At 51.3% G+C, this 18,475-nt stretch carries 18 protein-coding genes; 11 read left to right on the top strand and 7 right to left on the bottom strand.

Annotation, left to right across the window (positions count from 1 at the left end; all coding sequences use genetic code 11):
- Nucleotides 1–4 precede the first annotated feature (4 nt).
- Nucleotides 5–1,330 carry a helix-turn-helix domain-containing protein gene (locus KI215_RS12675; protein ID WP_212773082.1) on the bottom strand — a complete coding sequence of 442 codons (1,326 nt, stop codon included), beginning with the start codon at nucleotides 1,328–1,330 and terminating at the stop codon, nucleotides 5–7.
- 269 nt (nucleotides 1,331–1,599) lie between these two features.
- On the opposite strand from KI215_RS12675, the gene KI215_RS12670 reads away from it, so the two are divergent.
- From KI215_RS12670 to KI215_RS12650, 5 genes are all read left to right on the top strand, one after another.
- Entirely contained in the window at nucleotides 1,600–3,882 is a 2,283-nt protein-coding gene (locus tag KI215_RS12670; RefSeq protein ID WP_212773081.1) for a molybdopterin-dependent oxidoreductase, read from the top strand.
- 246 nt (nucleotides 3,883–4,128) lie between these two features.
- Nucleotides 4,129–5,421 (top strand): ABC transporter permease, encoded by a 1,293-nt coding sequence (locus tag KI215_RS12665; RefSeq protein WP_212773080.1) that lies wholly within the window; start codon nucleotides 4,129–4,131, stop codon nucleotides 5,419–5,421.
- Nucleotides 5,422–5,434: 13 nt separating this feature from the next.
- A complete protein-coding gene (locus tag KI215_RS12660) occupies nucleotides 5,435–6,328 on the top strand; it encodes an ABC transporter ATP-binding protein (protein ID WP_212773079.1) in 894 nt (297 codons plus the stop codon).
- Entirely contained in the window at nucleotides 6,325–7,080 is a 756-nt protein-coding gene (locus tag KI215_RS12655; RefSeq protein WP_212773078.1) for an ABC transporter ATP-binding protein, read from the top strand. Before KI215_RS12660 ends, KI215_RS12655 begins: the two co-directional genes overlap by 4 nt.
- On the top strand, nucleotides 7,058–7,774 hold the full coding sequence (locus tag KI215_RS12650) for a TetR/AcrR family transcriptional regulator (RefSeq protein ID WP_212773077.1): 717 nt from the start codon (nucleotides 7,058–7,060) through the stop codon (nucleotides 7,772–7,774). The genes KI215_RS12655 and KI215_RS12650 overlap by 23 nt, the downstream gene beginning before the upstream one ends.
- Nucleotides 7,775–7,816: 42 nt before the next feature.
- Here the strand turns inward: KI215_RS12650 and KI215_RS12645 are convergent, their stop codons facing one another.
- Nucleotides 7,817–8,533, bottom strand: a complete 717-nt coding sequence (locus tag KI215_RS12645; protein ID WP_212773076.1) for a S1C family serine protease — start codon at nucleotides 8,531–8,533, stop codon at nucleotides 7,817–7,819.
- 113 nt (nucleotides 8,534–8,646) lie between these two features.
- Here KI215_RS12645 and speE point away from each other — a divergent pair, with 113 nt between their 5' ends.
- The 3 genes from speE (at nucleotide 8,647) to KI215_RS12630 (ending at nucleotide 10,719) form a co-directional block, all read left to right on the top strand.
- On the top strand, nucleotides 8,647–9,525 hold the full coding sequence (gene speE / locus KI215_RS12640; protein WP_212773075.1) for a polyamine aminopropyltransferase: 879 nt from the start codon (nucleotides 8,647–8,649) through the stop codon (nucleotides 9,523–9,525).
- 63 nt (nucleotides 9,526–9,588) lie between these two features.
- Nucleotides 9,589–10,050, top strand: coding sequence for a hypothetical protein (locus KI215_RS12635; protein ID WP_212773074.1), 462 nt, complete (start codon nucleotides 9,589–9,591; stop codon nucleotides 10,048–10,050).
- 114 nt (nucleotides 10,051–10,164) lie between these two features.
- Complete coding sequence (locus KI215_RS12630) at nucleotides 10,165–10,719, top strand: biotin transporter BioY (RefSeq protein ID WP_212773073.1); 555 nt, start codon at nucleotides 10,165–10,167, stop codon at nucleotides 10,717–10,719.
- 24 nt (nucleotides 10,720–10,743) lie between these two features.
- Here KI215_RS12630 and KI215_RS12625 read toward each other — a convergent pair whose 3' ends face one another.
- The gene (locus KI215_RS12625) at nucleotides 10,744–11,136 is read right to left on the bottom strand and encodes a hypothetical protein (RefSeq protein ID WP_212773072.1); all 393 of its coding nucleotides are present in this window, start codon (nucleotides 11,134–11,136) and stop codon (nucleotides 10,744–10,746) included.
- Nucleotides 11,137–11,221: 85 nt separating this feature from the next.
- Here KI215_RS12625 and KI215_RS12620 point away from each other — a divergent pair, with 85 nt between their 5' ends.
- Nucleotides 11,222–11,428 (top strand): YqgQ family protein, encoded by a 207-nt coding sequence (locus KI215_RS12620; RefSeq protein WP_246512113.1) that lies wholly within the window; start codon nucleotides 11,222–11,224, stop codon nucleotides 11,426–11,428.
- A 165-nt stretch (nucleotides 11,429–11,593) separates the two neighbouring features.
- Entirely contained in the window at nucleotides 11,594–13,000 is a 1,407-nt protein-coding gene (locus tag KI215_RS12615; RefSeq protein WP_212773071.1) for an amino acid permease, read from the top strand.
- A gap of 34 nt (nucleotides 13,001–13,034) precedes the next feature.
- Here the strand turns inward: KI215_RS12615 and leuD are convergent, their stop codons facing one another.
- From leuD to KI215_RS12600, 3 genes are all read right to left on the bottom strand, one after another.
- Nucleotides 13,035–13,655, bottom strand: a complete 621-nt coding sequence (gene leuD, locus KI215_RS12610) for a 3-isopropylmalate dehydratase small subunit (RefSeq protein WP_212773070.1) — start codon at nucleotides 13,653–13,655, stop codon at nucleotides 13,035–13,037.
- Nucleotides 13,652–15,088, bottom strand: a complete 1,437-nt coding sequence (gene leuC, locus KI215_RS12605; protein WP_212773069.1) for a 3-isopropylmalate dehydratase large subunit — start codon at nucleotides 15,086–15,088, stop codon at nucleotides 13,652–13,654. Before leuC ends, leuD begins: the two co-directional genes overlap by 4 nt.
- Before the next feature lie 313 nt (nucleotides 15,089–15,401).
- Nucleotides 15,402–16,160, bottom strand: coding sequence for a DUF3153 domain-containing protein (locus tag KI215_RS12600; protein WP_212773068.1), 759 nt, complete (start codon nucleotides 16,158–16,160; stop codon nucleotides 15,402–15,404).
- Between the two features lie 142 nt (nucleotides 16,161–16,302).
- Between KI215_RS12600 and cobT the strand changes: the two genes are divergently transcribed.
- A complete protein-coding gene (cobT, locus tag KI215_RS12595; RefSeq protein ID WP_246512112.1) occupies nucleotides 16,303–17,376 on the top strand; it encodes a nicotinate-nucleotide--dimethylbenzimidazole phosphoribosyltransferase in 1,074 nt (357 codons plus the stop codon).
- 125 nt (nucleotides 17,377–17,501) lie between these two features.
- Here cobT and KI215_RS12590 read toward each other — a convergent pair whose 3' ends face one another.
- Nucleotides 17,502–18,446 carry an L-lactate dehydrogenase gene (locus tag KI215_RS12590; RefSeq protein ID WP_212773067.1) on the bottom strand — a complete coding sequence of 315 codons (945 nt, stop codon included), beginning with the start codon at nucleotides 18,444–18,446 and terminating at the stop codon, nucleotides 17,502–17,504.
- Nucleotides 18,447–18,475: the final 29 nt, after the last annotated feature.

Below are 18,475 nucleotides of genomic sequence, written 5' to 3'. Positions count from 1 at the left end.
TTGATTATGGCTGATTCGGTGTGTCGCTTTCCCGCAACGCTATTTCCGCTCGATACAGCTCCTCCAAGCAGGAACGGAACCAATCGGGATTCTCATCTCTCAAGCATTGCGCTTGATGGAACAGCGCGTCCCGTTCCCGTTTCCGATCACCATTTTTTCGTGCCCATTTTACTGCTTCCCGGTAATGATCGGCCGCTTCCTTCAATTCACCCTGTTGACGGTAATAATTCCCCATGGCCATCAGGGCATCGGCATACACCGGAATATAGGGATATTGGCGTCCCAATTTGAGCGCCTGATCGAGTTGTTCCCGAGCTTGATCCCATTTTTCCTGTGTCATGTACAACAATCCCAACCGGGTATAGGCTTCCAGGATGGCCTGTTGATCACGGAGACGGTTTTTTAACCGGAGGGCCAAGCAAAAACAAAGTTCTGCATTTTCCCAGTCTCGGTTCTGAAAATATATGTTTCCGAGTAAAGTCCATAAATGAAACGCGCGATCATACTGATGGTTCAAACGAGCAATTTCCAATCCCTCAAGAGCGCACGAAATTGCATCTTCCGACAGGCGTTGTCGAAGAAGCAATTCCGTCCGTAATTCGTAAGTTTTCAAAACGGTGTGAATGTGATGGATCTGGTGCAGGTGATGCCACAGGATTTCCACGGTTTGAAAGGCTTCACCGGTCCGGCCCAGCCGATCCAAGCATGCTGCTTTATTGACCAACAGCAGGTAGCGGAGCTGGCTTCGTTCACCGTCCGGATGGAAGGCAGACAATCCGTTCTCAATATATTGCAAGGCCTGTTCATAACGGTGCTGGGCGAAATAGACCGAGCCCAGCTCACAAAAAGCGGCTGCTTCCAAGTTGTTTTTTCGTTGCTCGGGTTGTTGTCCGGTCAGCCGAATCGCATTGAACAGTAACCGTTCGGCTCTGCGCAAGTAACCTTTGGTTATATAGCATTTTCCCTTGAGGTAATATACAACTGCGGCCAAATCATGGGTATCGTCCAATGATAATTCGTCGATTCGTCTCAATGCTTCGTCAGCATGTCCGAGATCGTGCAATGTTTCGATGGATGCGAGGCGGAAACGCAGACGTTCCAGCTCTTGACGCTCTTCCTGTATCAGTTTGGGTAATGCATCCAAGTCCAAGTCCAGCTTGGAGAGCAGGTAACGGATTTTGTCGGGATGAACGTGCGGAATTCCGCGCTCAATATTGCTGATCGTAGCGGGGGAAATATTGTCGTCGGCCAGATCTTCCAAGCGCAGTCCGCGCTTCTTTCGAATTTTTCTTATTACATCACCGATTTTATCTATTTGTAGGGACTGCAATCCGGTTTCTCCTCCTATCTCTTCCTCTATACCAATCCCCATAGTACAACAGGCGTATTTCCGAGGAAAGATACAGAAGAAATTACCAACCACCATTTGGAATTTTTGGTTGGCATTCGATGGAGATAACCTAAGAAGCATCTGTAGGTGTAGGACGAATTCACATTCATCAAGATTACAGCGATTTTAGTTGAAAGAATTTTCTAAAAGAAATATAGTAGAAGAAAGACGTACCAACCGGTTAGCAGAGTTGGTTGGGAGGGAAATTAATGAAATCTGATGGACTGCTTACTCACAAAACGGAAGTCCATTACAGAACATGTCCTCTTTGTGAAGCCACTTGTGGTCTTGAGATTCATACTGCCAATCAAGACATTCTGACCATTCGCGGCGATTCTGAAGATCCGTTTAGTCGGGGTTATTTGTGTCCAAAGGGATTTAGCTTAAAAGAATTCCATGCAGATCCGGATCGTATTAAAAAGCCTATGGTCCGTAGAGGAACGGAATGGCACGAAGTGACATGGGAAGATGCATTTGCAGAGATTCGCAAACGACTGCTTCCTATCATGAAGGAGCATGGACCGGACTCTGTCGGTATCTATCTGGGTAATCCCTACGCTCATAACCTTTCCGCCCAACTTTATGCTCCTATGTTCATCCGGGCAATAGGTACCCGAAACAGATTTTCCGCCAGTACTGTGGATCAGATACCGAAGCAGCTTTCGACTGAACTGATGTTTGGTGGTAATTTTAACATACCGGTTCCCGATATAGACCGTACAAATTATATGTTGGTGATTGGTGCCAACCCGTTGGTATCGAATGGCTCTCTGTTGACTGCACCCAATATGAGATCGCGAATCAAGGCGTTAAAAAATCGGGGCGGCAAGTTAGTCGTCATTGATCCTGTACGAACTGTTACAGCAAAAGTGGCCGATGAACATCACTTTATCCGTCCGGGAACGGATGCTTTATTTCTCTTTGCGCTTGTTCATACTCTTTTTGAAGATGGTTTGGTAAATTCAGGAAGGCTGACAGAACACTTGATCGGTTTGGACGAAGTGCGAGCGTTGGCTCAGGAATTCTCTCCCGAGGCAGTCTCCCCCTTATGTGGAATCCCTGCTGACACCATCCGACGTTTGGCCCGTGAGGTTGCTTCGGCACCAACAGCCGCGGTTTACGGTCGAATGGGGACATGTACACAGGCTTATGGGACAATCAACAGTTGGCTGGTTGATGTGTTGAATATCTTAACCGGAAACTTGGATCGTCCAGGCGGTGTGATGTTTCCAAAACCTGCTGCAGCAACCAGCTCCGGCAAGAGGCGCAGAATCCGTTACGGCCGGTTTCACAGCCGTGTTCGAAACATGCCTGAAGTGATCGGGGAATTGCCAGCTGTCTGTATGGCCGAAGAAATGGAAGTACCTGGCCCCGGGCAAATCAAAGCGTTTATTACAATTGCCGGGAATCCGGCTCTCTCAACTCCAAATGGCAACCGGCTTCAGAAAGCTTTCGAGAATCTGGAGTTCATGATCAGTATTGATTGTTATATTAATGAAACAACCAGACATGCACACGTGTTCCTGCCAGCGCCATCACCACTGGAACGTTCTCATTATGATCTGATATTTTATCAACTGTCGGTAAGAAATATGGCACACTATTCCCCACCAGTCTTCGAATTGCCAGCTGATCAACTGGACGAGTGGGAAATCTTGCTTAACCTGACGGCCATTCTTAGCGAAAAAGAACTTGGCAGTGATCCGGTAAAGGCTTTGGACGATTTCGCCATTATGCAGTTGATCCAACAAGAGGTGAAAAATCCAAATTCAACGATTGCCGGCCGTGAACCGAAGGAAATTATGTCTCAACTGAATGCGGAACGGGGTCCAGAACGAATGCTTGATTTCTTACTGCGGGTGGGACCGTATGGCGACCACTTCGGATCCAACCCGGAAGGCTTAAGCCTGGCTGTCTTGAAAGCCAACCCGCACGGCGTCGACCTAGGGCCGCTTGTACCCCGCATACCGGAAATTTTGGCTACACCATCGGGAAAAATTGAGTTGGCTCCAGATTTGCTGGTTGAGGATGAAAAGAGGCTTCGGAAAACGCTTCGGGCATCTCCGAGGGAGAATATGGTTTTGGTGGGAAGACGGAATTTGCGCTCCAACAACTCGTGGTTCCATAACATAGAAACATTGGTAAACGGGGATAATCAATGTACACTGTGGATTCATCCTGATGATGCGGCCCGACTGGGTCTGTCAAACGGAGACGAAGCGGTAGTCACTTCTCGTACGGGTAAGATTCAGGTTCCGGTTAAGGTCACGGAAGATGTGATGCCTGGTGTTATCAGTCTTCCGCATGGCTGGGGACATCATCTTCCGGGTATTCGTCTCGAAACTGCTAATCGACATGCCGGAGTCAACTCCAACATACTGTCTGATGAACTAGCCGTAGACGAACTATCCGGGAATGCGATTTTGAATGGAATTCCTGTGGTTGTGATGAAATCTCACCCCGAAACGGTGAAGAGGATCAGCAAAAGTTAGGACACCACATTGTCATTTTTGCCCAGCTAAACTTGCTGGGTTTTTTCTGCTGTTGATGGGCTGTTGGAGTTTGTCACAATGTTGTTTTGTAAAACTAGTGAATCGGGTTGAACAAGATTTTTGCAACCAGGGGTTGCAGCCTATTAAGAAAAAGTGAGTAATAACTCACTTTCTTGTTGACTACCCATGAAAGCCCGTCATACACTGTAAGTGAGTAATTACTTACCTTATGGGGAGGGCTTCATCGTGTGGAAACGGATTGGAGCGCTGATTGTCAAGGAGTTTATCCAGCTGAAACGTGATCGGCGCACGCTGGCGATGATGATTATGCTTCCGGTCATCTGGCTGGTTGCGTTCGGGTACGCTGTCAATTTTGATGTGAATCATTTCCGGGTTTTTGTCGTTGACCAAGCGAAAAGCGAAGACAGCCGCCAAGTGATCCATGAAGTGGAAGCGAATGAGGAGATGAGCGTGGTGGATCGGGGCACGGAACAAGAAGCGCGTGATGCATTGAAATACGGCAAGGCCGACGTGGCCATCTTGTTCCCCAAAGAGTATGATTCCATCGCGAAAAGCAAAGAACAGCAACTGAATATCTTGGTAGACGGAAGCCGCCTGTTCACGGCCCAATCAGCGGTGCGCGAAGTGAGTGAGGTTTTGGGTGACATTCAAAAAGCTAACATGAAAGAGCTCCGGCAAAACGTCGAAGAACGTTTCAAGGGCGATGAAGCGCCGGAGGTGAAACTGGAGCTTCCCCCCGACTCACCGCTTGCCGAACTTCCGCCGAATGTGACGAAGGATTTGCAAAACCAAATCAAGTCCCAGATCCGGGCGGTGATGAAAGAGCAGATGGAGGAGCAGAAAAAGGAATTGGAAGATCAGTTCCCGGACCCCGAGTATATGGCTGCCAAGGTGGAAGTATTGTACAACAAGGACTTGAAGAGCGTGTACTACATGATTCCTGGTTTGATGGGATTGGTGCTGATCTTCATCACCACTTTCATGACGGCACTCGGCGTGGTTCGGGAGAAGGAAAGGGGCACCCTGGAGCAACTGATCGTCTCGCCGCTCCGTTCGGTCGAATTAATCCTGGGGAAACTGCTTCCCTACATGATCATCGCCACTGTTGATTTCCTTTTGGTGCTTGCGGTCGGCATCGGAGTGTTTGACGTTCCGTTCACGGGAGATTTGGTGTCTTACCTCTTGATGGCGCTCATTTTCTTGTTCGCGTCGCTGGGCATCGGTTTGTTCATTTCGACGGTATCGCAAAACCAGCAACAAGCGATGCAGCTCGCCATGATGACGTTGCTGCCGCAATTCATCCTGTCCGGCTTTGTCTTCCCGTTGGAAGCGATGCCCGAGTGGATCCGCTGGTTGTCTTATTTCATGCCGCTCACCTATTTCTTGCCGATCAGCCGTGACGTGGCCCTCAAAGGCATGAGTGCATGGGATCACCCGGTGGCGATGGCAATGCTGGCTTTCTTCGCCGTGTTGTTCTTGTTGGTAGCGACAGTTCGCTTCAGACGCAGCTTGACTTAAGGGGGGAAGCCGGATGATCTCGTTTCAGGATGTTTCATTTCGTTACGGCAAAGAAGAAGTGCTGAGAAATCTTTCGTTTCAAATTGGGAAAGGCGAAATCGTGGGGATCGTCGGTCCCGATGGTGCCGGAAAATCCACGCTGTTGAAGTTGCTCGTGGGGCTTTTGAAGCCGAAGAAAGGCAGCATTCAATATCGCGAGTCGTTTTCATCGGGATTTGTGGCGGAGCACTTTGGATTGTATGAGGATATGAGCATTGAGGAGAATCTGCTGTTTTACGGCCGCTTATACGGCTTGTCCAGGGAAGAGGCGAAACAGCGGAGCGAACAGCTCTTGGAATGGACAAAACTCTCCGCGTTCAAGGATCGTTTGGCGGGAAACCTTTCCGGCGGGATGAAACGGAAAATGGCTATCAGCGCCGCATTTCTCCATCGCCCGTCATGCGTGATTCTGGATGAGCCGACGCATGGGGTGGATCCGGTATCGCGGCGCGAGATTTGGCAACTGATCCGGGAAGTGAAAGGCGAAGGGGCCACCGTCATCGTCTCGACGCAATACCTGGATGAGGTGCCCCACTGCGACGAGGTGCTGCTTCTGTACCGGGGAGAGCTGATGAAAAAAGCGTCCCCGCAGGCTCTCATCGATGAGTTTCCTTATGCGGTGTATCGCATCCCCGATTTGCGCCACATGTCCCTGAGGGAATTGCTGAAGCTAAAAAACATCCCCCATGTCGCCGATGCGTTTCCGCGTGGGGTTGATTGGGTTTTTCTCGTCGGCCGGGAAGAAGGGGTTCATGCCTTGCGCGACTGGATTCGGGAAAAAGGGCTTTCGCGTGAAGTGGAGCGCATACAGCCCACGTTTGAAGATGTGTTCATCAATTGGATGAGGAAAGGGGGGAGCCAGAGATGATCGAACTCCACCGGATCACCAAACAATTTGGTACCTTTCGCGCGGTGAATCAGGTATCATTAACAGTATCAAAAGGGAGTGTTTTTGGACTGCTCGGTGCCAACGGAGCCGGCAAAACAACCCTCATCCGGATCATGTGCGGAATTTTGCCCCCCACGAGCGGCAGAGGGCAGGTTTTGGGACATGACATTGTCAAAGAACGGGCACAGATTAAAAAGCGGATCGGGTACATGTCGCAAAAATTTTCCCTGTATCCTGATTTGACCGTCGAGGAAAATATCCGATTCTATGCGCAGTTGTATGGTGTGGATCAGATCAAAAAGCGAGTGGAGGAACTGATCGAGCAGTTTTCTCTCCAAGATGTGGCCAAGAAGAGAATGGCGGCGCTCGGGGGCGGAGTTCGACAGCGGGTTGCTTTCGCTTCCGCGATCGTACACATGCCACCGCTCTTGTTTCTTGATGAGCCGACCAGTGGTGTCGACCCTTTGACCCGACGCCTGTTCTGGGAACGGTTGTATGAGCTGACCGAAAAAGGGATGACCATTTTGGTGACCACGCACTACATGGATGAGGCGGAGCGATGCGACCAAGTTGCGCTCATGAATAAAGGGCAGATCGTGGCAAAAGGAAAAGTGGACGAATTGAAAGAGCGTTACGCCGCTGAATTGGGGACGGCACGGCCAACGTTGGAAGAAATCTTTGTACATGTGATCAGCCAAGGAGGAGAAGATGTCCAAGAAAAGTTGGGATGAATGGGTTCATGATATTGCGGAGCAATACGATTTAAACCTGAAAACGGACAAAGAAACACAAAAACAGAAAAAGATTTTGGAAGCGGCCATTCATGTGTTTGCGGAAAAAGGCTTCAGCGGTGCCTCGACCAGCGAGATCGCCGAACGGGCCGGCGTGGCTGAAGCCACCATTTTCAAGCATTACCGTACCAAAAAAGGATTGCTTTTACGCTTGGTCATCCCGGCGATTGCCCGGGTGGCCAGTTCTTATATTGCCACTCCCGTGCTCAACATCCTCGACCAGGACAAGCCGATGGAGGAAATTTTACGCGAACTGGTCATCGACCGGAAGGAACTTCTGGAAAAGAACCGGAAAACGATTCGCATCATTTTGGTGGAGAGTTTGTTCCATCCGGAGATTCGCGAAGCCCTGAAAAACCATGTCGCCAAAAATGTGTTCCATATGGCGTCTGATAAGATCGAGGAGCTGAAAACCATGGGCAAACTGCGCGCCGACCTCCCCAACCATGTCATTTTGCGGGCAGTCATGTCACAAATTGGGGCATACTTGTTAGCGCGCAACGTGGTTCCCGAATTATTGGCCCAAGGGGAAGAGGATGAGGAAATTGACTGGATCGTCAATGTGTTGATGAACGGCATTACTCCCAAAAAGCAGTCCAAAACCGAATCCGACACGCACGAAGAAAGCCATTGACAGTTGATGTCAATGGCTTTTTCCTTTTGTGTACAGACGGTTTTAACTCATATATTTCCGGATCCACGGCTTGATGTCGTCAATCGGAATCGCAAATCCGATGCTCTGCGACGGATAGATGATCAAGGTGTTGATACCGATGACTTCACCCAGTATGTTGATGAGCGGACCGCCGCTGTTCCCCGGATTGATGGCCGCATCCGTTTGAATGACGTTCCCGTAATAGCGATTGGCTACCTGCAGTGGCCGGTTTTTTCCGCTGATGACGCCCACGGTGACGGTATGGTTCAGTCCCATCGGATTACCGACTGCAATCACCCACTCACCCACTTCCACCGTTTCAGCACTCCCCAAGCGGAGAGGTTTCAACGGATGGGGTGGTTGTACCTTGATCACCGCCAAATCGCGTTCTTCATCGGACCAGACTCTCTGAGCTGGTAGAAAGCGCGTGTACCCGTCCAACTTGACCGCGATTTTGTCGGCGTCTCGGATGACGTGTTCATTGGTGACCAAATAGCCGTCTGGATGAATGACAAACCCCGTTCCGAAATGACGAGGAGGCGGATCGCTGGTGGAGGAGGACCAGCCCGGAATCAGCATGCTCAGGATATGCTCTTCGAGATTGCGCGGTTTCTCTTCGGTGATGATCGATACGATGCCTTTGCGCACCCGTTTCACCACTCTTACAAAATGATTGGCCGGGTGCGTCGCCGAAGAGGAGATCGGTTCCGAACGATGCAATCGGATTTTGCGTTGCATGCATTCCAGCTCCTGTTCGTCCACTTTCCGGTGGATTGTGGTATATAATATGAAAAGACAGGGCAGACGTGCAGGGGCAAATCCCCATTTTTTGTTGAGATGAGGAGGAAGCGATGAAACAGACAGGATTGAAAGGCTATGTGGATTGGAATGGAGAAATGTGGCTGGCCGACTCCGAAGAAAAAGACGGTTTCAGCTCGATTTGGAAGGTGAAGCAAGTCCTGCACAAGGAGCAATCCGAATTCCAGGAAGTGTCGGTGATCGAAACCGTGGGATTCGGTCGTGCTTTGGTGCTGGACGGCATCATTCAGACAACGGAGCGGGACGCCTATATCTATAATGAAATGATCACACACGTGCCGTTGGCGACCCATCCCCAGCCCAAGACGGTGTGCATCATCGGTGGCGGGGACTGCGGGGCGGCCAGGGAAGTTGTCAAATATCCGACGGTGGAACGGGTGGACATGGTGGAAATTGATCCCAAAGTGGTCGAAGTCAGCAGGAAATACTTGCCCGCCGTGGCCGGGGAAGGAGAACCGGACCCGCGCATTCGTTTTGTCTATGACGATGGAGCCGCCTTCATCCGTGCACACAAGGATGAATACGATGTCATCATTGTCGATTCATCTGATCCAGTTGGGCCGGCGGCGGTATTGTTCGAAGAGCCGTTTTACCGCGATGTGTACGCTGCTTTGAAACCGGACGGGTTGATGGTATGCCAGAGCGAATCGCCGGTCTTCTATCCCCATATCTTGAAACGCGTCCGGGATACGCTGCAATCGATGTATCCGGTGGTTCGCACGTATTTGGCAACGGTACCGACGTATCCGGGCGGAATCTGGAGCTTCACACTGGCGTCGAAACAGGCCGATCCGTTGCAAACCCAACCCGACCGGTTGCGTGATCAGGACACGAAGTACGTTAACCGGGATATTTTCCGCAGTTGTTTCGTCTTGCCGAACGACGTCCGGAAAATTGTGCAGACCGGTTGATCATATCCATCCTCCCCTGTCTATATACATGAAGCAGATGGTACAGGCAGGGGAGGAAGCCGTATGAACGATTGGTGGAAGCGATGGTTTCGCTCTGTGCTGACTTATCTGATCATCGCTGTGGTGACGGTCTTGTTGATGATCTATTACGAACAGGCCCAAACCAAAAACTACATTGACGATTACCGACGATTGGGCGGCAGCAAAGTGATCAATGACATCTCGGATACTTACAAGCTGATCATCGAGCAATACTCCAACTACAAGTTGAACCGGGAACTGAAGATCAAAATCGTCGACAGGCTGAAGCGGTTGAGTGCCCAACTGCAGGAAGTGGACGAGCGGATCAACACACGGGAAGTAGACCGTCGCGTGGATTTTTCGTTTGTTTACCACGATATCAAATTGGTGAATCTCGCCTTATCTGATTCGTCGAAAGACGATATCGTGCCGGTGATCGTCTTGCACGCGATGGAAGGGCTGGGAGAATTGAAAAGGGAGATCATCTATATCCGCTACCATTGATGGGGGCCGGAGAATAACCGTCAACCTTTCAAATATAGCCAGTTGACATTAGTCAACGGCTTTTTTTATGCTTAAAACCGTGACAAATGATCATGGAATGACGAGGTGTTCAACGTGTCCAAACGTGTGTTGAACGTTCGCAATATGGTGTTGGCGGCGATGTTTGCCGCCCTGCTGGCCATCGGCGGGCAAATCCGCATTCCGCTGGAACCCGTTCCGATCACCTTACAGACATTGGTGGTGATGTTGACCGGTTCCATCCTGGGAGCACAGATCGGCGCGATCAGCATGATGGTGTTCATCCTGCTGGTGGCGTTCGGTGCCCCGATTTTGTCCGGTGGTGCTGGAGGATTGGGGGCTCTGTTAGGTCCGACCGGCGGATATGTGCTCAGCTGGCCTTTGGCCGTGTGGGTGATCGGTTGGTTGACGGAGCGTGCGCAGCAGTTGCGGGTGTGGAATCTCACCTTGTATCACCTGCTGGGCGGCGTATTGCTGGTATATGCGGCAGGAGTGACATGGTTGGCGTATGTGGCCGGTTTGGGATGGAAAGTGGCTGTATTACAAGGAGCGCTGCCGTTTATTGCGGGGGATGTCGTCAAGGCGGTAGTCGCTTCCATTGTCACGCTGGGCGTGATCCGTGCATATCCAGCCATTCGGCCCCGGAAATAAAAACGTCCGCAGGAAAGCGGACGTTCAGACCTGAACCGGCAGCGTCGTAAAGCCGGCATAACGTTCGACAAATCGTATAAAACGCTCATCCAGAGGTACAATGAGGTCGGTGGCACCCCGATCGTATTTGCCGTTTCGGTTGATTACACGCAATTGCTTCACTGTGATTTTGTAGTATTGCGTGGAAAAATCGGCGTTGACGATCGTGTCACCGGCCTTTTCTTTTGTTTGGCGGTAAGCGGTCAATCGAAACGGCACCATCCCGAGGATGTTTTCCAACAGCACGTGGTAAGAGGTATGCGGTTTTTGAAAGATCAGTTCCTTGGTCGTAATCGTGCATCCAAAATCATAGCGTTTTTGAGAAAGGAGGAGTTCTCCCTCCATTTTTTTGATATTTATAAAATTTGAGTGTCGCAATGGATTCACATCCTTTGAGATCGTGTTTCCATCTTTTTTATTGTACCATATATCGGTGAAGAATGCCGTGAAAGGAGGAGATTGGATGGAGTCATCCATCCGGACAATGACCGATGTGCGTGCATTGCTCAAACGGTTCGGAACCATTATCTATACGGGGGACGAGTTGGGGGATCTGGATTTGATGGAGGAAGAGCTGGCCGAGTTGCACCGCTGGGGGATAATCGAAACGGCGGAATACATAGCCGCCTGTATGGTCATTCGTCGGCGGAGAATGGAATTGGATAATTGAAAGAAGGATAAATATACAAATTATGTAATCGAGAAATGTATTTCTTTTTTTAAGTCAATTATGGTATATTGTTTCTAGATATTTGATCAATTTGTGACATCATATTTATGCAGCCAACACCGCAATATTGCTTTTTTATTTTGTCTAATCAAGGGGGCCAGAGCCATGAATCCGTGGTTGCGCAAAAAATCCATCGAACAGCTGCAAGCGGATGGATTGAAGGAAACCGGCCTCAAACGAGTGCTGGGACTGGGAACGCTGACCGCCATCGGGCTCGGTGGCATCATCGGTGTGGGCATTTTCGTGTTGACGGGGGTGGCGGCAGCCACGCATGCCGGACCGGCCGTGTTGCTGTCCTTCATCATCGCTGGTTTGGCCAGTGCGGCGGCGGCATTGTGCTACGCGGAGTTTTCCGGATTGATACCCGTTTCCGGAAGCGCTTACACTTACAGCTATGCCGTATTGGGTGAATTTGCCGCTTGGATGATCGGCTGGGACCTGTTGTTGGAATACTCACTAGTGGTGTCTGTTGTCGCCATCGGTTGGTCAGGCTATTTGCAGTCCATTTTGGGGCAGATCGGTATACATCTGCCGGTATGGGCCCAGGGTGCGCCCGGCACGGGTGAGGGACATGTCGTGGACCTGATGGCGGTATTGGGCAGCTTGGCGATTGCCGGCCTGCTTACGATCGGGTTGGAGTGGGGTTCCCGGTTCAACTCGCTCATGGTGGCCATCAAAATCGGGATCATTCTTGTGATCATTGGCGTCGGCAGCTTCTATGTCAATCCGGATAACTGGACTCCGTTCATGCCGTTCGGTTTCGACGGCGTGTTGCATGGGGCGGCGCTCGTCTTCTTCGCGGTATTCGGTTACGATACGCTGACAACAGCTGCGGAAGAAGCGAAAAACCCGCAGCGTGATCTGCCGCGGGCAGTGGTTTTGTCGCTGGTGATCGCCATGATCCTGTATGTGGGGATGTCGCTCGTCCTGACGGGTATTGCGCATTACACGACCTTGAACAATCCGGCGCCGGTGTCGAAAGCTTTTACGGACCTCGGATTGAAATGGATTCCTGCAATTATTTCCGCCGCGGCCGTGGCAGGGATCACCAGCGTATTGTTCTCCTTCATGCTGGCGGCAGCTCGCGTGTGGTTTGCCATGAGTCGTGACGGTTTGCTGCCGAAATGGTTCTCCGGTATCCATCCGAAGTTTCGCACACCGCACCGCCCGACGCTGATCATCGGTGTGGTGACGGCACTGGTGGCAGGATTTACGCCGATTTCCGAAGTGGCGGAGCTGGTGAACATCGGTACTTTGTCGGCATTCATCCTGATCTGTGCTTCGATCATGATTTTGCGGGTAAAACGTCCCGACTTGAAGCGTTCATTCCGCACACCGTGGGTGCCGTTCGTGCCTTTGATCGGAATTGGGTTCTCCGTCTGGTTGATCATCAGCTTGCCACCCATTACCTGGATCCGGTTTTTGGTGTGGCTTGTAATCGGTATCGTTTTGTACTTGGGTTACGGGATGAGAAAAAGCAATTTGGCACAGCAATCGACACAAGAAACATGAGGAAGGGGCGCCGAAAAGCGCCCCTTGTTTCATGTCAACGGGAGACGGCCGAGCTGACCCGGTAATATGCCGGCACAGTCTCCTCGTAACGTGTGATCTGCTCTTCATATTGCAGTGTGACATCAATGTCGTCCAAGCCGTTGATCAGACAGTGACGGCGATACTCGTCCACCTGGAACGAGGTGGAAAAGCCGTCTTCATCCGTAATGACACATTTCTCCAGATCGACCGTGAGGGAATACCCTTCTTTGGCTTCCGTACGTTGGAAGAGTTCCTCCACGGTCTCTTCAGGCAATGTCACCGGCAGCATCCCATTTTTGAAACAGTTGTTGTAAAAGATATCGGCGAAAGACGGGGCGATGACCACGCGGAATCCGTAGTCCAAAAGTGCCCACGGCGCATGTTCACGCGAAGAGCCGCAACCGAAGTTGTTTCGCGCGAGCAGAATGGATGCTCCTTGATAACGCGGCTGATTCAGTACAAAGTCCGGCCGCGGCTGCCCGTCATCGTCAAAACGCCAGTCATAAAACAGGAATTGACCGAATCCGGTTCGTTCGATTCGCTTGAGAAACTGTTTGGGGATGATCTGATCGGTATCGACGTTGGCCTGATCCAGCGGTGCCACGATTCCCGTATGGCGGATGAGCGGTTTCATTGTGTTACCTCCTTTTGCCGGATATCTTCAGTTTCCCATTCCCTGATATCAACAAAGTGGCCGGCAATCGCTGCTGCAGCAGCCATCATCGGGCTGACCAAGTGAGTACGTCCGCCCCGACCCTGTCTTCCTTCGAAGTTGCGGTTGGAGGTGGATGCACAGCGTTCGCCCGGTTGCAGTACGTCGGGGTTCATTGCCAGGCACATGCTGCATCCCGCTTCACGCCATTCAAAACCAGCCTCGGTGAAAATCTTATCCAATCCTTCCGCCTCAGCTTGCCGCTTCACTTGTTGCGATCCCGGCACCACCATCGCATGAACGTGGGGTGCTACTTTTTTCCCTTTCACCACGCTGGCGGCGGCGCGCAGATCCTCGATCCGGGAGTTGGTACAGGATCCGATGAACACCCGGTCGATCCGAATGTCGGTGATGGGCGTTCCCGGTTTGAGTCCCATGTATTCCAACGCGCGACGTGCCGATTTGCGCTCCGTTTCCGTTGGGAAGGAGTCCGGATCCGGTACCGTGCCGGTAACGTCAACACCCATGCCGGGACTGGTTCCCCATGTGACTTGCGGTGCAATGGTGCTGGCATCGATTTCGACCCTGCGATCGTAAACGGCACCTTCATCGGTCCGCAATTCTTTCCACTCCGCCACGGCCCGTTCCCACTCTTCCCCTTTGGGGGCCAGGGGTTTGTCTTTTAGATAGGCAAACGTCGTTTCATCGGGGGCAATCATGCCAGCTCGTGCACCGGCCTCGATGGACATATTGCACACGGTCATCCGTTCTTCCATGGTCAATGCACGGATGGCTTCACCGGTGTACTCGATGACCGTTCCCGTCGCACCGTCGGTACCGATGCGGGCTATAATGGCCAGGATCAGGTCTTTGGCGGTTACGCCGGGTTGCAGTTTTCCCTTGACGTGAATCTCCATCGTCAACGGTTTCGCTTGGGGCAAACACTGTGTAGCCAGCACATGCTCCACTTCGCTGGTTCCAATCCCGAACGCCAGTGCGCCGAAAGCGCCGTGGGTGGACGTATGGCTGTCCCCGCAGACGATGGTTTTACCGGGGAGTGTCAGCCCCAGCTCGGGCCCGATCACATGGACGATGCCTTGTTGCGGGCTGTGCAAATCATAAAGGGAGATGCCGAACTCCTGACAGTTTTTGGCCAGTGTCTCCATTTGTTTGGCGGAGATGGGATCGGTGACAGGAAGCGAGCGGTCTGTTGTGGGCACATTGTGATCCATCGTGGCTACGGTCAAGTCGGGTCTTCTCACTTTCCGACCGGACAAGCGCAAACCCTCAAACGCTTGTGGTGACGTAACCTCGTGGATCAGATGAAGATCGATGTACAACAGTGCGGGTTTGCCCGGTTCTTGGTGAATCACATGTCGATCCCATACTTTTTCAAACAGTGTTCGTGGCTTCATAACCCTACACCTCATTTCATGAAAAGTGTGGATAAAGTCAGGGGGACGCGTTCTTCCCCTGCCCGCTGTCGTGACGGGACAATAAACTCCGCAGGGAATCGGTCCCTGTCGACCGATTGTTTGACTGCTGATATTGTTCCTATTTTAACAAAGTTTCTCACAATGACAAGCACCGTTTCACGGTTGTTCACGATTTTTTGAAAAAAACGCTTTCCATACAAAAAAAGGAAACCGCCTCCCGGCTGACGCTTGTGTGAAGGCGGGAAACGGTTTTCCTTGGTTACACACGAAACAGTCTTGTCTTTCGTCAAGGTCACGAATGGGTGAAACCATTACTGGCGGTCGGCGGATTTTGACGCTTTTTGCGAATACGCCACACGATCAACAAAATCACGGCGATGAGGATGATTGCACCCCAGCCCAATGGATTGGGAACCTCTACTTCCATGAAGATGGGGTTGTCTTGTCCCGGCTTCAGATCCCACGTCAAGGTTTTACCGCCGTCGGTGACATTGTTGGCATTGTGGTGATCCGGTGCGATGGGCAATGTCAGCATCAATTTCAAGTGAAGGAGGTCACCCAGCGAGTCACCCAAAAACGCGCCTCCCAAATCTTTCATCGAGCGAAGATCGACATGGGTGTCGACACGGAATTTCAGTGTGAAAAACCCCGGATCAAAGTGAAAAACGGGTTGGCCGGAACTGCCGCTCTGCGGTGCGGCATCGGTGGAAACGGCCGCCAAACTGGCGGACGGTTTATTGGGCAACAAGTCTTTGAACATGTTTTGATCCGGTGGTTCCTTCAATACGTTGTCGACATGCTTTTCTGCTACCCAACCCGTTTGATCTCCTTCATTCACCGTTTTGACCTGGTATCCTTTTTCTTGGAGACGATCTTTGATCGGGGCCATTTGTTCGGCCAACAATGGGTTGGACAGCAGCTTCAGTTGATAAACACCGGAACCGTCGGAGTGAACAGTGATGTGCATGGTGGCGTTCACACAACCGGTCAACATCATGATGCAGACAATCGTCACCATCATCCACACATAGCGCGAACGTTTTGGTTTCATCGGTTCCTCCCTTTCTCCTTGATGCCGAAGACAGTACAATAGAAAAAGACCGAGAACATGAACATCTTAACATAAAAACGGACCAACCGTAGGGAGGTCCCTGTCAGATTCGCAAAAATCTCAGAAAAGGAGCAAAAAGAAAGTGCAACAGCTGAATTCATCCCATCACCTGCAATTGGAGTCGTTGACGAGATTGATTTCACTTCCTGACGAGACATTGGAGCAACAAGCGAGAGACCGTATCGACCAATTAACCAAACCGCCGGGTAGTTTGGGATTGTTGGAGGAGATGGCGATCCGCTTGGCGGGCATCACAGGTGAACAGACCCCTGACATGAGCAAAAAAGCGATTGTTGTCTGTTGTGGAGACCACGGCGTGGTGGAAGAGGGGGTAACAGCTTATCCCTCCGAAGTGACGGAAAAAATGATGGCCAACTTCGCGGCGGGAGGAGCGGCGATCAATGTGATCGCCCGGCAGACCAAGGCAGATGTCTATGTGTTAGACGTGGGCAGTCGGGCGAGGACGGTTCCCGACGGCGTCATTGACTGCAAGGTGCGTCCGGGTACGGACAATATGGCATCTGGCCCCGCCATGTCCCGCGATGAAGCGGTTCAGGCCGTGATGACCGGGGTGGAAATGGCCCGTCGGTTGAAACAGGAAGGCGTCCGCGTTATTGGCGTCGGGGAAATGGGCATCGGTAACACAACGCCGGCCACGGCCATTGCCGCGGTGATAACTGGCAGTCCGGTTGATCAGTTGACGGGACGCGGCGCCGGAGTGGACGACGCGGGAATGCTTCGAAAGATTCGCGTCATCGAGCAGGCGATCCGCGTCAACCAACCGGATCCGCAGGATCCTGTGGATGTGCTGGCCAAAGTGGGAGGGTTGGAGATTGCTGCGATGGCGGGGGTGATGTTGGGAGGTGCGCTGGAGCGCATGCCGGTCGTGATCGACGGGCTCATTTCCACCTCTGCCGCGATGATCGCTGTAGGTTTGAGCGAACGTGTGAAGCCGTATTTGTTTGCCTCCCATTTGTCTGAGGAACCGGCACATCGCATCTTATTGGAGAAGTTGGGATTAACGCCGCTGATTCATGCCCGGATGCGACTGGGAGAGGGAACCGGAGCGGCGCTGTTGTTTCCGATGATGGAGGCAGCCGTGGCATTGATGCGGGAAATGGCCACCTTTGCCGATTTGGGACTGGAGGGACCTTAATCCACTTTCTTTGGTGGATTTGTCATGTAAATGGTGATATTGTAGGGAACCCTTGTCCCTGGGGTGACTTCACCAGGTGGAAACAAGTCGGGGAAAGGGTTCCCGAATGAATCACTGAAGGGGGCTTAAACAACTTTTTTCAATACTTGACTTAACACTTGTGCCGAATGATGCAGTTTTTCCAGTTCCTCCTCTTGCAAATTCAACTCGATCACTTCGCGTATGCCTGAACGATTCACAACTGCTGGAACACCGATATAAATATCCTTTAACCCATATTCGCCACGGAGTAGCGTGGAAACAGTTAACACTGAGTTTTCATCGTTTAAGATGGCGCGAGTTAAACGAGCCAGTCCCATTGCGATTCCATAGTAAGTGGCTCCTTTGCGTTCAATGATATGGTAGGCTGCATCGCGTACATTGACAAAAATTTGCTCCAGTTCATCCTGGTTCGGACCGCTTCCTTCTCTTAAATAGTCCGAAATCGGACGGGTTCCAATATGGGCATGACTCCATACGGGCAATTCCGTATCCCCGTGTTCCCCGATGATATAGGCATGTACATTCTGTGGATTCACTTGATAAGCTTCACCGAGTAGATAGCGCAAGCGAGCTGTATCGAGGATGGTACCCGATCCAATCACACGGTGAGCGGGCATGCCGGAATACTTCCATGTCGCATAAGATAGGATATCAACCGGGTTTGTCGCAACCAAGAACAATCCATCAAAACCGCTTTTCATCACTTCGCCGATAATGGATTGAAAGATTTTCGCGTTCTTATCCACAAGATCGAGACGGGTTTCTCCAGGCTGCTGGTTGGCACCGGCGGTGATCACCACGAGGTCCGCATCTCTACAATCACTATAATCTCCAGCCCAGATGCGCATCGGTGAACCAAATGGCAAGGCATGATTCAGATCCATCGCGTCCCCTTCCGCTTTTTTCTTGTTAATGTCAATCAACACCAATTCGTTAGCCAAACCTTGGTTCAATACCGCATATGCATAGCTCGATCCAACAAAACCTGTTCCAATTAAAGCGATTTTGGTTACTTTCGACACTTTCATATGGGACAACTCCTTTATTCTGAATATAA

Origin of the sequence: Polycladomyces abyssicola (assembly GCF_018326425.1) — a bacterium.
In the GTDB taxonomy this organism is placed as follows: Bacteria; Bacillota; Bacilli; order Thermoactinomycetales; family JIR-001; genus Polycladomyces; species Polycladomyces abyssicola.
Note: the sequence above shows the minus strand (reverse complement) of the source record. Positions and strands in the feature narration are given on the sequence as shown.